Source organism: Sphingomonas sp. SAFR-052, assembly GCF_051965015.1.
Lineage (GTDB): Bacteria > Pseudomonadota > Alphaproteobacteria > Sphingomonadales > Sphingomonadaceae > Sphingomonas.
Window position 1 is genome coordinate 55351 of sequence record NZ_JBQCMO010000011.1, and the last position, 13881, is coordinate 69231.

At 66.8% G+C, this 13881-nt stretch carries 11 protein-coding genes; 7 read left to right on the top strand and 4 right to left on the bottom strand.

All coding sequences use genetic code 11. The features are described from left to right. The first annotated feature begins 152 nt into the window (after window positions 1-152). The 6 genes from ACTHQV_RS16670 (at window position 153) to ACTHQV_RS16695 (ending at window position 5846) form a co-directional block, all read left to right on the top strand. Window positions 153-1070 carry a LysR family transcriptional regulator gene (locus tag ACTHQV_RS16670; protein WP_440491862.1) on the top strand — a complete coding sequence of 306 codons (918 nt, stop codon included), beginning with the start codon at window positions 153-155 and terminating at the stop codon, window positions 1068-1070. Between the two features lie 209 nt (window positions 1071-1279). After that, window positions 1280-1822, top strand: coding sequence for a TadE/TadG family type IV pilus assembly protein (locus ACTHQV_RS16675; RefSeq protein WP_440491863.1), 543 nt, complete (start codon window positions 1280-1282; stop codon window positions 1820-1822). Next, window positions 1819-2349 (top strand): TadE/TadG family type IV pilus assembly protein, encoded by a 531-nt coding sequence (locus ACTHQV_RS16680; protein ID WP_440491864.1) that lies wholly within the window; start codon window positions 1819-1821, stop codon window positions 2347-2349. Before ACTHQV_RS16675 ends, ACTHQV_RS16680 begins: the two co-directional genes overlap by 4 nt. Then, window positions 2346-3692: a TadE/TadG family type IV pilus assembly protein gene (locus ACTHQV_RS16685; RefSeq protein WP_440491865.1), complete on the top strand. Its 1347-nt coding sequence runs from the start codon at window positions 2346-2348 to the stop codon at window positions 3690-3692. The genes ACTHQV_RS16680 and ACTHQV_RS16685 overlap by 4 nt, the downstream gene beginning before the upstream one ends. A gap of 91 nt (window positions 3693-3783) precedes the next feature. After that, on the top strand, window positions 3784-4962 hold the full coding sequence (locus ACTHQV_RS16690; protein ID WP_440491866.1) for a M24 family metallopeptidase: 1179 nt from the start codon (window positions 3784-3786) through the stop codon (window positions 4960-4962). Then, a complete protein-coding gene (locus ACTHQV_RS16695) occupies window positions 4959-5846 on the top strand; it encodes a glycoside hydrolase (protein ID WP_440491867.1) in 888 nt (295 codons plus the stop codon). The genes ACTHQV_RS16690 and ACTHQV_RS16695 overlap by 4 nt, the downstream gene beginning before the upstream one ends. Here the strand turns inward: ACTHQV_RS16695 and ACTHQV_RS16700 are convergent. The 4 genes from ACTHQV_RS16700 to ACTHQV_RS16715 are packed head-to-tail and all read right to left on the bottom strand — an operon-like array spanning window position 5843 to window position 10988. Then, the gene (locus tag ACTHQV_RS16700; RefSeq protein ID WP_440491868.1) at window positions 5843-7597 is read right to left on the bottom strand and encodes a DUF885 domain-containing protein; all 1755 of its coding nucleotides are present in this window, start codon (window positions 7595-7597) and stop codon (window positions 5843-5845) included. The genes ACTHQV_RS16695 and ACTHQV_RS16700 overlap by 4 nt on opposite strands. Next, window positions 7594-8598, bottom strand: coding sequence for an Ldh family oxidoreductase (locus ACTHQV_RS16705; protein WP_440491918.1), 1005 nt, complete (start codon window positions 8596-8598; stop codon window positions 7594-7596). The genes ACTHQV_RS16700 and ACTHQV_RS16705 overlap by 4 nt, the downstream gene beginning before the upstream one ends. 17 nt (window positions 8599-8615) lie before the next feature. Further along, entirely contained in the window at window positions 8616-9185 is a 570-nt protein-coding gene (locus ACTHQV_RS16710) for a DUF6805 domain-containing protein (RefSeq protein WP_440491869.1), read from the bottom strand. A gap of 15 nt (window positions 9186-9200) precedes the next feature. Then, window positions 9201-10988 carry a glycoside hydrolase family 127 protein gene (locus ACTHQV_RS16715; RefSeq protein ID WP_440491870.1) on the bottom strand — a complete coding sequence of 596 codons (1788 nt, stop codon included), beginning with the start codon at window positions 10986-10988 and terminating at the stop codon, window positions 9201-9203. Window positions 10989-11113: 125 nt separating this feature from the next. On the opposite strand from ACTHQV_RS16715, the gene ACTHQV_RS16720 reads away from it, so the two are divergent. Then, window positions 11114-13732, top strand: a complete 2619-nt coding sequence (locus ACTHQV_RS16720) for a DUF5695 domain-containing protein (protein ID WP_440491871.1) — start codon at window positions 11114-11116, stop codon at window positions 13730-13732. Window positions 13733-13881 lie beyond the last annotated feature (149 nt).

Sequence of the window (13881 nt, forward strand, 5' to 3'; positions counted from 1 at the left end):
CGGCCGACTGGACGTCGGCTCTGGTCGGGCGATCCGGCTGTTGCCGCCGGTTCCGTCCGCTCGACGGGTTATCAATCGTTCTGTATGATTATAAAAATAGAATGTTGGCATCGATCGATACGCAAAGCTGATTGATGAAATAAGAGGACCGGATGAGCCGCACTCCCAATCTGGCGACGCTGCGTCTGTTCATGGCGGTGGCGCGCACCCGCAGTTTCAGCGAAGCCGCCCGGTCGGCGAATCTGTCGCAACCCGCGCTCAGCCGGACGATCCGGTTGATGGAGGACGATATGGGCGTCCGCCTGTTCGACCGCAGTTCACGCCATGTCGAGTTGACGAGCGCCGGCGCGATGTTGCTGCCGACGGTCGAGCGGCTGATCGCCGATTTCGACCATGCGTTCGCCACGCTGTCCAAGGACCTGACCGGCATGCGCGGGCGGATCGTGATCGGGGCGTTGCCGTCCTTCGCCGCCGCCTCGCTGCCGCGTGTCATCCGCAGCTACATCGCCGGCAGTCCCTCAGTCGAAATCGTGATCCGCGACGACATCGCCGGCGCGCTCTACCGCCAGCTTCGCGATGGCCAGATCGATCTGGCGTTCGTTACCGAAATGGACGAACCCGATTACCGGTTCGAACCGCTGTTCGCCGATCGCTGCGTCCTGGCATTCCAGTCGGGATCGCCGTTCGACATTGCGGGCGAAGCACCGTGGTCGACGCTTGCGGAGGCGCCGTTCCTGGCGATGGCGAGCAGCAGCAGCGTACGGGCCATGTCCGACGCCGCGCTGCTGCGCGCGGGGATTACGGTCCGTCCCCTGTACGAAGTCTCGCAACTGGTGACGATGGGTGGCCTGCTTGCCGCCGGGCTGGGCGTGACGGTTCTGCCCCACTCCACGATCACGATGCTCGCGAACCCTGCGGTTGCCTGGCGCCCGCTGGAGAAACCGGCCGTCGAGCGGAAAATCGGCATCGCGTATCTGCGGCACCGCTCGCTGTCGCCGGCCGCCGCCGCCTTTCTGTCGCATTGTAGGTCGCTTCACCGCGACGGGCATCTCGTTTCGGGCGAACGTTAGCACCGGTCAAACCGACCCAGAGCATCTTAAAACGCAATATGCAGGACGGAATCGTTTATATCCAACATTATACACAGGACTTTCGGCGAATCTGTACGCTCGGTGCAATCGGGTTCGTCGCGCGGCGATGTGCTGCTCATCCGAAAGGATGCTAAAAACGTCTACCATATTTGGTCCATTCTTAAGGATTAAAAGACATTTGTTGCGGCATGCATCGTCGCCATGCCGCCATCGCCGATCCGATTCAGCGCATCCCTCGTGACCGACGCGGGGCGGTGACGCTCGAGTTCGGCTTGTGCGCCGCCGCCTTCCTCACGCTGCTTATCGGAACGTTGCAGATCGCGCTGGTCTTTTTCGTCCAGCACAGCATCCAGACCGCGGCCGAAAGCGTCGCCCGGCGCGTGCTGACCGGGCAGATTCCCACCGGCACCACCCGCGACGTGTTTCGGGGGCAGGCCTGTGCCGAGCTTCCCGCCTTCCTGCAATGCGAACACCTGTATGTCGACGTGCGACAGGTGCCGGACCTGGCCAGCGTTGGCACGGTGTCCGGCGGACTCGACTTCGACGCCAGCGGCATCGCGACCGACACCACCCGCTTCGACCCCGGCGGTGCAGGCGCGGTCGTGGTCCTGCGGCTGATCTACGACTGGCCGCTCGGCACCCTGCCGCTCGGCCTCGACCTCAGCAATCAGGCGAATGGGTCGCGGTCGATCATCGGGACGATGGTGTTCAAGTCGGAGCCCTACGCATGACCCGGCTATACACCCTGTGGCGCGACCGGCGCGCGGCGGCGCTGATCGAATTCGCGATCGTGCTGCCGGTCCTGCTGATGCTGTTCGTCGGCGGTTACCAGCTGAGCGATGCGCTCACCGCGCAGCGCAAGGTGACGATCATGACCCGCGCGGTTGGCGATCTGACGTCGCAATATCGCACGCTGCGCACCGCCGAACTCGATGGGCTGATGGCCGCTTCCACCCAGATCCTGACACCCTATGCGACCGAACCGGTCCGCCTTCGCGTGACGCAGATCACAGTGGAAAGCGATGGCAAGGTGTTCCGGGTCGATTGGAGTCGAGCGCGCAACGCCGGCCCGATCCCCGAGGGACGTTACTGGGCCTGGGCCATTCCACCCGCCTATCGCCGGCCGAACATGGTGTTCATCCTCAGCCAGTCTGCCTACCGGTACGACTCGGTGCTCCCGAACTATTTTGACCGGATCACCTTTTCGGACGCGCTCTGGCTGCTTCCGCGCCGCTCCGCGACCATCACCCTGACATGAGCCGATCGATGCATCTGTCCGCCTTTCTCGCCCGGCTGCGTTCCGACCGCCGCGGCAACATCCTGATGCTGTTCGGGTTCGCGCTGGTGCCGATCACCTTTGCGACCGGCATGGCAATCGATTACGGCACCGCCATGCGCATCCAGACCGATCTGAATGCGGCGGCCGACGCGGCGGCGCTGTCGGCGACCAGTCTGTCGATGATGGACAAGCCGCTGGCCGATGCCGAAGCGCAGGCGCGGATCATGTTCCAGGCACAGGCCGAGACCGTGACAGGAATCATTCCGTTCAACTTCGCCGACCCGGCGCAGGTGATGGTCCATGTCACCGAATCCTCGTCGCCGACCGAAGGCTATCTGCGCACCGCGACGGTCACCTATCGCGGCCAGTCGCTCAACAGTTTCAGCAGCATCCTCGGGACGCCGACCCTGACCGTGCAGGGAACCGCCACCGCAGAGGCGAGCACGGCACCCGACACCGACTTCTACGTCATGCTCGACGTATCGTCGTCGATGGCGTTGCCGACCACCACCGCCGGCATCGATTTCCTAAGGTCGAAAACCGTTTGGGAAGATGAACCCGATGGTTGCGCCTTCGCCTGTCACCAGACCAATCCCGGAAATCCGAACATTCGCGACGACAACGGCAATGTCATCGACTATTACACTTTCGCCCATGCCAACAACATCGAACTGCGGATCGATGCCGGCAAACGCGCAGTCGCCGACGTCGTCACGGAGGCGGAAACCGAAGCGAAGTCGAACGGCGCGGCATATCGCTTCTACCTCGCGACCTTCGATCGGGCGCGCAACTATCGGGCACTGACCGGCGCTACCCCGTCTTCGGATTTCGCCGATGTCCGCGCGAAGGCCGCGACCGCGCAGACCGTCGCGATCAGGAAGGGGGCCGGCAACTGGAATATACAGACCGAACATGGCCGATCGCTGGCGAAACTGAACGCCGCGATCACCGACAATCCCGGCAACGGCCGCCGCGTGCCCGGCGATCGGCCGAAGGCAGTGCTGTTCCTCATCACCGACGGCATGCGCAACGAGAATGCCAATGGTCAGCAACTAGGCGCGATAACGACCGACCAGTGCGACGCCATCAAGGCGCGCGGAGTGCGGATCGCGGTCCTCTACACCACCTACACCCCCGAGTCGATCAATTACGACCGGTGGTCGATCGACAATGTAGTGGGGAAGCTGCCTGATGTCGCGCCGGCGCTGCGGACCTGTGCGTCGGACAGTCTGTTCTTCGAAGTGTCGACCAACGGCAATATATCGAAGGCGCTGACCACGCTGTTCCAGCGGGCGATCAGGACCTCGCGCCTGACCCGCTGATCGGGGCCGAGCGGGCTGGCGCTGACCACGATCGTCGTTAGAGATAGCGGCGTTCAACTACCGCTGCGCCGCGGTTCGACAGGAGACCAGCATGACCATCGGCGGATCGACCGCGGCCCACGAACTCGCCGCGATCCGGCCCTTTGCCCCCGCCCCGGCGATCACCCCCGCCGAACGCGCCGAGCGGATCGAGCGCGCCCGCGCGATGACCGCACGGGCCGGTGCCGATGCGCTGCTGGTCCATACCGGCGCGTCGCTCGATTATTTCACCGGCATTCCATGGGGTGCCAGCGAGCGCATGGTCGCGCTGCTGCTGCCGGTCACCGGCACCCCGCGCGTCGTGTGTCCGGCATTCGAGCGCGGCACGCTGGAGGCCGATCTGGGCATCGCCGCCGACCTGCTCTTGTGGGAGGAGGATGCAGACCCGACCGCGCTGGTCAAGGACGCCCTGCCCGCCAGCGCCACGCTCGCCGTCGATCCGCTGCTCCCCTTCGCCTGGGGGCAGAAGCTGGCGCGACACGGCCTGACCCTGACCGACGGTGCCCCGGCGATCGATGGCTGCCGCATGGTCAAGTCGTCCGCCGAACTGGCGCTGCTGCAAAGCGCCAAGGACATGACGCTCGCAGTGCAGGCCGCCGCCGCGCGCATCCTGCATCCCGGCATCCTCGCCAGCGACGTCGTTCGTTTCATCGACGCCGCCCACCGCGCGATCGGTGGCGGACCCTCCTATTTCTGCATCGTCCAGTTCGGTCGCGCCACCGCCTTCCCCCACGGCCTGCCCGGCGACCGCGCGCTGCAGGAGGGCGAGCTGGTGCTGATCGATACCGGTTGCCGCGTCGGCGGCTATCATAGCGATATCACCCGCACCTATGCCTTCGGCCCCGTCGCCGACGAAGTCCGCGCGATCTGGGACATCGAGCACGCCGCGCAGGCCGCCGCCTTCGCCGCCGCCGCGCCCGGCGTCCCGTGCGAAGACGTCGACGCCGCCGCCCGCGCGGTGCTGGTGTGCGAGGGGCTAGGCCCCGATTATCGCCTGCCCGGCTTGCCGCACCGCACCGGCCACGGCATCGGCATGTCGATCCACGAGCCGGCCTATCTGGTCCGCGGCGACCGCACGCCGCTCCAACCCGGCATGTGCTTTTCCAACGAGCCGATGATCGTGGTCCCCGACCGCTTCGGCATCCGGCTGGAGGATCATTTCCATGTGACCGAAACCGGCGCGGCATGGTTCACCCAGCCGCAGCCATCGATCGACCGCCCGTTCGAATGAGGTCGCTGGTCGCGCTGCTGCTGGCGGCGGTCGCGGTGCCGGTGGCCGCCGCGCCCGGTCGCTATGCGGCGGCGACGATCGGCCCGCCGCCGCCGGCGCTGCGGCTCGACCCCTTCTACACCCGCCATGTCGATGCCGGCGGCATTCCGATCGTGTCGTCCGCCAAGGTCCCCGACGACGCACTGCTGTTCGCGCGCGACATCGCCGTCGCCATGTTGGCCGACCGCCCCGACCTGCGCCGCTGGATGGCAGCATCGGGCTATCGCGTCGCGATCATCGCCCTGACCGAGGGGCTGGTCGACCTGCCCGAACAGCGCCACTGGACCAAACCCGCCGCCGACGATCCGCGCCTGACGACGTGCGAGCGCAAACATTATGCCGAACGGATCGGGCGGCTGAGCGACCGCGATTACTGGAACAACCGCGCGCGCGGCATGGGCGGGCAACTGACCACCGCCCCGGCCGAAAACCTGATCGGCACGCCCGGCACCTGGTATTATGGCGAGAACAATTTCGTCCACGAATTCTCGCACGCGATCCTCGCCGCTATCCGGCAGCGCGATACGGCGCTCTATGCCGCGCTAGAGCGCGCCTATGCCGCAGCGATGGCGCGCGGGGCATGGCGCGGCGAATATGCCGCGACCACGCTCGACGAATATTGGGCGGAGGGGACGCAGCTCTGGTTCAACACCAACCGGCTGATCGTCGTCGACGGGCAGCGGCTGCTCAACGACGAGGACCTGCAACGCTACGACCCGACGCTGTTCGCGCTGCTGGCGCAGGTCTATGGCGACCGCCACCGCCTGCCCGGCGATGTCTTCTACCGCCATCCGGCGCGCGTACCGCCCGGCGACCCACCCAAGACGACGGCGGAGATTTGCTAGGGCAGCGGGTACGGCCCCTTGCCCCCATCGGCGATGAAGCGGTCGACCCGCGCGTCGATCATCGGCAGCGGTACCGACCCCAGGCTCAGCATCGCGTCGTGGAACGCGCGATAGTCGAATTTGTCGCCGAGCGCCTTCTGCGCCTTCGCCCGCGCGTCGAGGAACGCCAGCTCGCCCATATAATAGCTCAGCGCCTGTCCCGGCCACGCGATGTAGCGATCGACCTCGGTCGTGATCTCATGGTTCGACAATGCGGTATTGTCGCGCAGGAATGCCTGCGCCTGTTCGCGCGTCCATCCTTTCGAATGGATGCCGGTATCGACCACCAGCCGCGCCGCGCGCCACATCTGATAGGACAGCATCCCGAACAGGTCATAGGGCGTCTCGTACATCCCCATATCCTCGCCCAGCGCCTCGCTGTACAGCGCCCAGCCCTCGCCATAAGCCGAGATATATTCGTTGCGGCGATATTCGGGCAGGTTGGTCAGCTCCATCGCGAACGGCATCTGGAAGGCATGACCCGGCGCGCTTTCGTGCAGCGTCAGCGCGGGCAGCGAATAGAGTCCGCGCGACGGCAGGTCGTAGGTGTTGACCAGATAGATGCCCGGCCCGCCCCGGCCGCTGGTGTAGAAGGGGGCGATATCGGGCGCGACCGGCTTGATCGCGAAGCGCATCCGCGGCAGCCGCCCGAAATAGGTCGCCGCCTTGCCGTCGAACGTCTTGGCGATCCACGCGGCGCGGTCGAGCAGGTCCTGCGGGGTCTTTGCATAGAAGCGCGGATCGGTGCGCAGATGGTTCAGGAACGACGGCAGGTCGCCCTGCCATCCGACCTGCGTCATCACCGTCTGCATCCGCGCGCGAATCTTGGCGACCTCGCTAAGGCCGATCGCATGGATTTCCTCGGGTGGAAGGTCGCGGGTGACATATTCGCGGACCTTCGACCGGTAGTAATCGCGCCCGTCGGGCAGGTCGTACGCCGCCAGCCTCTCCTGCGCATGGGGGATATAATCGTCGCGCAGGAACGCCATCAGCTTCGCATGCGCCGGCACCACCGCCTCGGCGATCACCCGCTTCGCCTCGGCGCGCAGCGCGTCCTGTCGCGCGGTCGGGATCGTGGCGGGCAAGGTCCGGAACGGCGCGTAGAAGGGGGATGCCTCGCTCGCACCCGCCTGCACCACCTCGCGCACGCCCGCATCGCGGCCTTGCAGCGTCACGCGCGGCGGCGTGAAACCACGCTGCAACCCGGCGCGCATGTTCGCGATCTGCTGGTCGAAATAGCGCGGAACGCTGGCCAGTTGCGACAGGTACAGCCGCAACGCCGCCTCGTCGCGATACGCCTCGCGCGCCATGCCCGCCAGGTCCATCCAGAAGCTGGTATCGGCATTCAGCGGCTTTTCGTAATCGCGGAACCGCTGCCGGGCGAGCAGCGCCGCGATCTGCGCGCGATAGACAGTATAGTCGTCGCGGGCCGCGCTACCGAGCGTCGCTGGATCGATCCGGTCGAGTGCTGCCAGCGTCTCGGTCCAGCGCTGCGTCATGCGCGCCTGCGCCGCCGGGCCGACATCGGGCAGCGTCGCGTTCTTGCTGGTCGGGGCATCCTCGCCGGGACCGGTCAGCGTCTTGCGCCACGCATATTCGCGCTCGGACAATTGCCGGAACGCCGTGTCGCTCGGTGGCGCGGCGACGGTCGCGACCGGTTGCGCCACGGCCGGTGCCGCGATCGACAGCGCCAGTGCCAGTGTGATCGTCATGCCCTGTCCCCCGTTACCTGATCGATATCGCGCAGCAGCGCGCGCGACACCGACACCCCGTCGCGGTCGCTGATTGGGCGCAGCGCGTGGCGGCGCGCGCCCGATATGCGGGCGCCCTGCCCCTCGATCGCGGCGAAAACGCTTTCCGCACGCGCCATCTCGGCCGCTGCCGCCTCGCCCAGGAACCCGGCGGGATCGAGCGCGAGGATCAGTTCGCCGCCCAGCGGCGATCCCTTGCGCCCGCCGTCCCAGGCGATCGATTCTGCGCTGGTCAGGTCGCCGATCAGCGGCCCGGCGAGCAGTTCGACCATCAGCGCCAGTGCCGACCCCTTGTGCCCGCCGAACGTCCGCATCGCGCCGGCCAGCACCGCCGCGGCATCGGTCGTGTCACTGCCGTCGGGGGCATGGCCCCAGTCCGCCGGCACCGGTTTTCCGGCGCGGCGATGCAGTTCGATCTCACCGCGCGCGATCGCACTGGTCGCAAAATCGAACACGAACGGCGCGGCACCGGCACGCGGCCAGCCGAACGCGATCGGATTGGTCCCGAACACGGGCTGCGTACCGCCCGCCGGCGCGACCCAGGCATGGTTGGCGGTCACCGCCAGCGCGACCAGCCCGTGCTCGACCAGCGCCTCGACCTCCGGCCACAGGGCGGCGAAATGCACGACGTTGTTGATCGCCAGCGCCGCGATCCCGTTCGCGCGCGTGGCCGTGACCAGCGCATCGCGTCCGGTCTCGAACGCCAGCTGCGCAAAGCCGCCGCGCCCGTCGACCCGGACGACGCCCGCCGCGCGTTGCTCCAGCACCGGCACCGCATCGGGCACCACCACCCCGCTCGCGACCGAATGGGCGGCGACCAGCAACCGGTACAGCCCGTGCGCGCCGCAGCCGTCGCGCTCGCCCGCGACGATCGTCTCGGCAACCGCCGCGACATGCGCCGGTGCCAGTCCGACCCGGGTCAGCGTGGCGCGCGCATAGTCGCGCACCTCCGCCAGCGTCATGCGCACCTGCGCGTCGCTCACGCGACCGATCCCGGCTTGGCGGTGAACAGCCGCACGCCGAACACCGGCCCGGCGCTGTTCTTGTCATGCGGCACGAACCGCACCTTCACCTGCCGCTTGGCTCGGGTCAGCGGTTCGGGCACCGGATATTCAACGTCGAAGAACGCGCCCGGCCGGTCGGCGTCGAGCGTCTGGGTCGCGATCCGTTGATTGTCGATCAATATGTCGAAGCTGCGCTTGCGCTCGTCACCCCAATAGATCGCCTGCAGCACCAGCGGCCCGGGCTTCACCGCCATGGTGAATTCGAAGAAGCCGCCGCTGCGCGCATCGCGGCCGTTGCGACCGCGATAGACGACCGGATACGATATGTCCGACGTCAGCGCATGATCGCGCTCGGGCTGCATCTCGCCCAGATGCATGACGTCGACCGATCGCGCCGCCAGATCCTTTTGCCGGGCCTGTTCGGCAAGGAACGCGGCTTCCTCGACCTGCCACTGCGCATCGGTGAACCGCTTGAAATACACCACCGATCGCCGGTCATATTGGCGGTAGAAGGGTACGAAATTCAGGTCGCCGGGGCGGATCACCCCGCGCGTCGCATATTACGCCGCCTCCGGCGCGACCGCCACAAATCCGGCGAGCAGGTCGTCGCCGACCATCGACGGATCGGGCTTGTCCCATTCGCCATCGGCGCGGCCCAGATCGGCGGCCAGCACCAGCGGCCCGCGCAGCACCGCGATCGTCTGCGCATCGCCCGGGGTCGCCTCGATCCGCAGGTCGAGCGGCAGGCGGATCGTCACCCGGTCCCCCGCCTGCCAGCGCCGCGTGACGATCGCATAGCCGCCCGCCGACGCCGCCTCGACCGGCTTGCCGTTGACCAGCAGTTCGCGCCCCTTCGCCCAGCCGGGCACCCGCAGCGCGACCGGGAAGCGTCCCGGCCTGCCCAGCGTCGCAAAGGTCAGCGTCGCCGCCCCGTCAAACGGATAAGCCGTCTCAAGCCCCAGCGTCGCATCGCGCGCCCCCCAGGTCGCATCGGCGGGGATGTAGAGGTTGACGATCAGCATATCGTCACCGGTCCAGAAGATGCTTTCGCCATGTTTGGCGTGGCTTTCCATGCCGGTGCCGACACAGCACCAGAATTCCTCGCCATCGCGCGCCGAATAGTCGCGCTTCGCCCCGGTCATCAGCGGCGTCATATAGCTGAAACCGCCGTTCACCGGCTCCTGCTGCGCCATCACATGGTTGAGATGCGCGCGCTCGTAGAAGTCGAACAACGCACCGTCAGGCTGCCAGCCGTACAAATGCCGGGTCAGCTTGAGCATGTTGTATGTGTTGCAATGTTCGCAGGTTTGTTCGGTGATGTGCTGTGCGATCGTGTCCGGCGCACTGAAATATTCGCGGTCGGCATTGCCGCCGATCACATAGCTGTGATGGCGGGTCACCCGTTCCCAGAAGAAGCGCGCCGCGGTCGCCGGCTCGGCCTTCCCCGTGATCTCGTGCAGCCGCGCCAGCCCGATCAGCTTGGGCACCTGCGTATTGGCATGGAAATTCGCCAGCTGGTCGCGCTTCTGCGTCAGCGGGTCGAGGTTGCGTTTGTCGTAGATCCGCTCCGCCAGCCGCAGCCAGCGCGCATCGCCGGTCCGGACGTGAAGTTCGGCGAAACTCTCGTTCAGCCCGCCATATTCGCAGGCCAGCATCGCCTGCACCTGATCGTCGCTGAGCGCGGCGAACACCCGGTCGATATAGCCGCCCAGTGCGACAGCAATCGCCATCGCCTGTTCGTTCGGGCCGATATGGTCGATGACGTCGAACAGACCGGTATAGAGCTTGTGCCAGTTGTAATAGGGTACCCAGCAGCCGTTCAGATCGAATCCGGCCGATCGAATGTCGCCGCGCATGATCTCGGGGAAAATCTCCTTCCCGTCGACGACCGTCCCGTCCTTGCGCTTGCGGGTGAAGCCCGCGACATAGCCGTCGCCCTGCGCCGCCTGACACCGCGCCAGTTCGGCGATGATATAGGTCGCGCGGGTGACGCAGTCGGTACAGCCGGTCTGGGCATGGGTCAGCGCCAGCCCCGACAGATAATGGCCGAGCGTATGCCCCGCGATCGTGTCGCTTTCCCACCCGCCATAAACGGGCGCCTTCGGCACGAAGCCGGCGAACTTGTGGAAATTGTGCAGCAGCCGGTCGGGTGACAGCCGCAGCAGATAGGCGCGGTTGACCTCGACCGCGCGCGCGTAATCGGACGGGCGCAGCCGCACCGCCGACAGAGGAAACGGCTTGGCGGTTGCCGGCATCGCCGCCATGGTGCGCGCCGCCGCCGGCAGCGCGAACATCGGCAACGTCGCCGACGACATTAGAAACGCACGACGACCAACCAGCATTTCCATCTCCCGATAATATCGTATACGATAGGGCAATGGTTATTGGAGTCAACCGATTGGTCGACGGGAGAGGCAGCGTTATGCGGCAATGGGCACTTTATTTGGGCGGCGCGTTCCTTGGTACCGGGGCGATGCTCCCGGCCGTTGCCCCCGCCCCCGTCCGCCATGGCGTCGGCGACCTGACCGTCACGCTCGACCCTGCCAGCCAGACGCTGCTGCACCTCTCCCCACGCGCCGAACCGGGGTTCGACTTCGCCCTTGGCGATCGCGCGCAGCAACGGCAGGGCGACGGCTTCGTCCAGTTGGGCGACCTGCATCTGCGGCTGCGGACGGCGGGTGGCGCATGGCGCGACTTCTCCTCGGCACGGCACCGCGTCGCGGTCCGCGCCTTGCCGCCCGGCGGTACCGTGATCGCCCGCGCCGACATGACCGCGACGATGGGCGAGCGCCTGCCGCTGACCGTCGAGCGGACGTGGCTGCGCGACCGGGGGGCGCTGGTGCTGCGCTTCACGCTGCGCAACCGGGGCACGACCCCGGTCGAGATCGGCGCGCTCGGCATGCCGATGGTGTTCGACAACATCATCACCGACCGCACGCTGGAGGCGGCGCATGCGAAGGCCAGTTTCGTCGATCCCTATATCGGCAATGATGCCGGCTATCTTCAGGTCACGCGGCTGAACGGCAAGGGGCCGGCGCTGCTGGTCCTGCCCGATGGCCGCACCCCGCTCGAACAATATCGCATCCTGCACGATGCCAAGCGCGCGCCCGCCGGCGATATCTTCACCGATCGCACCCCGCGCCAGCAGACGTTCGAGGGCTTCTACGACTGGATGGTCGCCAGCGGTGGCATGGGCGATGCCGGCCAGCCCTGGAACCCGGCCACCGGCTTCACGCTGGCGCCGGGCGCGGTGCGCAGCATCGGCGTCCGCCTCGTCACCGCACCCTCGATCCGCAACATCGAGGGGACGCTGGTCACCGAGCGCCGCCCGCTTGCCATCGGGTTGCCCGGCTATGTCGTCCCGACCGACAGCCCCGCCGACCTGTTCGTCCGATCGCCGCAGGCGGTGCGGCAGGTCAGCGTCACCCCCGCCGATGCGCTGACGCTGACGAAGGTCGCCGGCCCGCGCGGCTGGCATCGCTGGCGGGTCACCGGCACCGGATGGGGCCGGGCGCGGGTCGCGATCACCTATGCCGATGGCAGCGTACAGAGCGTCCATTATTACGTCACCAAGCCGCTCGATCAGGTATCCGCCGATCTCGGCCAGTTCGCGACCACCCGCCAATGGTTTGACGACACCCGCGACCCGTTCCGCCGCGCGCCCGCCATCCTGACCTATGACCGCGACGAGAACCGCATCGTCACGCAGGACCAGCGCGTCTGGATCGCGGGGATGAGCGACGAGGGCGGCGCCGGCGCATGGGTCGCGGCGATGATGAAGCAACTCGACCATCCCGACGCGGTCGAGGTCGCGAAGCTCGAACGCATGGTCGACGAAACCGTGCTCGGCAAGTTGCAGGTGCCAGGCGGCGGCGTGAAGAAGAGCCTGTTCTATTATGATCCGAAGGCGTTCCCCAACGCTTACGACCAGCGCATCGACTGGTCGACCTGGGCATCGTGGGACCGCAAACAGGCCGACGATCTCGGCCGGTCGTACAATTATCCGCATGTCGCGATCGGGCACTGGGTGCTGTACCGGCTCGCGCGGCATCATGCCGGGCTGGTCACGCGCCACGACTGGCGCTTCTACCTCGACCATGCCTATCGCACCACGATCGCGATGCTGCGCGACGCGCCGCATTATGCGCAGTTCGGGCAGATGGAGGGTGAGGTGTTCCTCGACATCCTCGCCGACCTGCGGCGCGAGGGAATGACCCCCGAGGCCGACGATATCGAACGCCGCATGCGCGCGCGGGCCGACCATTGGCGCACCCTCGCCTATCCGTTCGGCAGCGAGATGGCGTGGGATTCGACCGGCCAGCCCGAAGTCTATGCATGGATGCAGCATTTCGGCCATGCGAAGGAGGCGGCAGTCACCCGCGAGGTCATCCTCGGCTACGACCCGACCGTTCCGCACTGGGGCTATAACGGCAATGCCCGCCGCTATTGGGACTTTCTCTACGGTGGAAAGGTCCAGCGGATCGAGCGCCAGCTCCACCATTACGGATCGGCGCTGAACGCGGTGCCTTTGTTCGATGCCTATCGCCGCAATCCGGCCGACCTGCATCTGCTGCGCGTCGCCTATGGCGGGTTCATGGGCGGGATCACCAATGTCGATCGCGACGGCTTCGCCTCCGCCGCCTTCCACTCCGAACCCGACATGATGCGCTGGGATGCCTATAGCGGCGATTACGGCATGGGCTATTTCGGCCATGCCTATGCCGCCGCGACTTATCTGGTGCAGGACGCGACCTTCGGCTGGCTGGGGTTCGGCGGCATCGTGCGCGAGGCTCCGCAAGCGATCACGATCGAACCGCGCGACGGGGCGCGCACCCGCCTGTTCGTCGCGCCCGCCGGGCAATGGATCACGCTGGCTGCCGGCACGATCGCGCGTGCCCGCTGGCTGCCGGCGACGCGCCGCATCGAACTGACGCTCGACCCGGCCAGCGCGACGACGCCCAATGCGCATCTGTCGATCGAGGCACCGGCGGGCGGGACTGCCTATCGTGTCGATCGGGGCTCGCTAGCGCGCGGCTTCAAGACGATCCCATTGGCGGCGACGCAAACGGTGGTGACGCTGACGCCAAGTTAGGCCCCTTCGCTCGCCGGGAGACGGAGAGGCAAGCTTAGAGCATGATGACAATAGGCAGAACCGTTCGTGCTGAGTAGGGGCTGAGCGAAGCCGAAGACCCGTATCGAAGCACCTGCCACCAACGGTCCTTCGATACGCCATTTCGACAA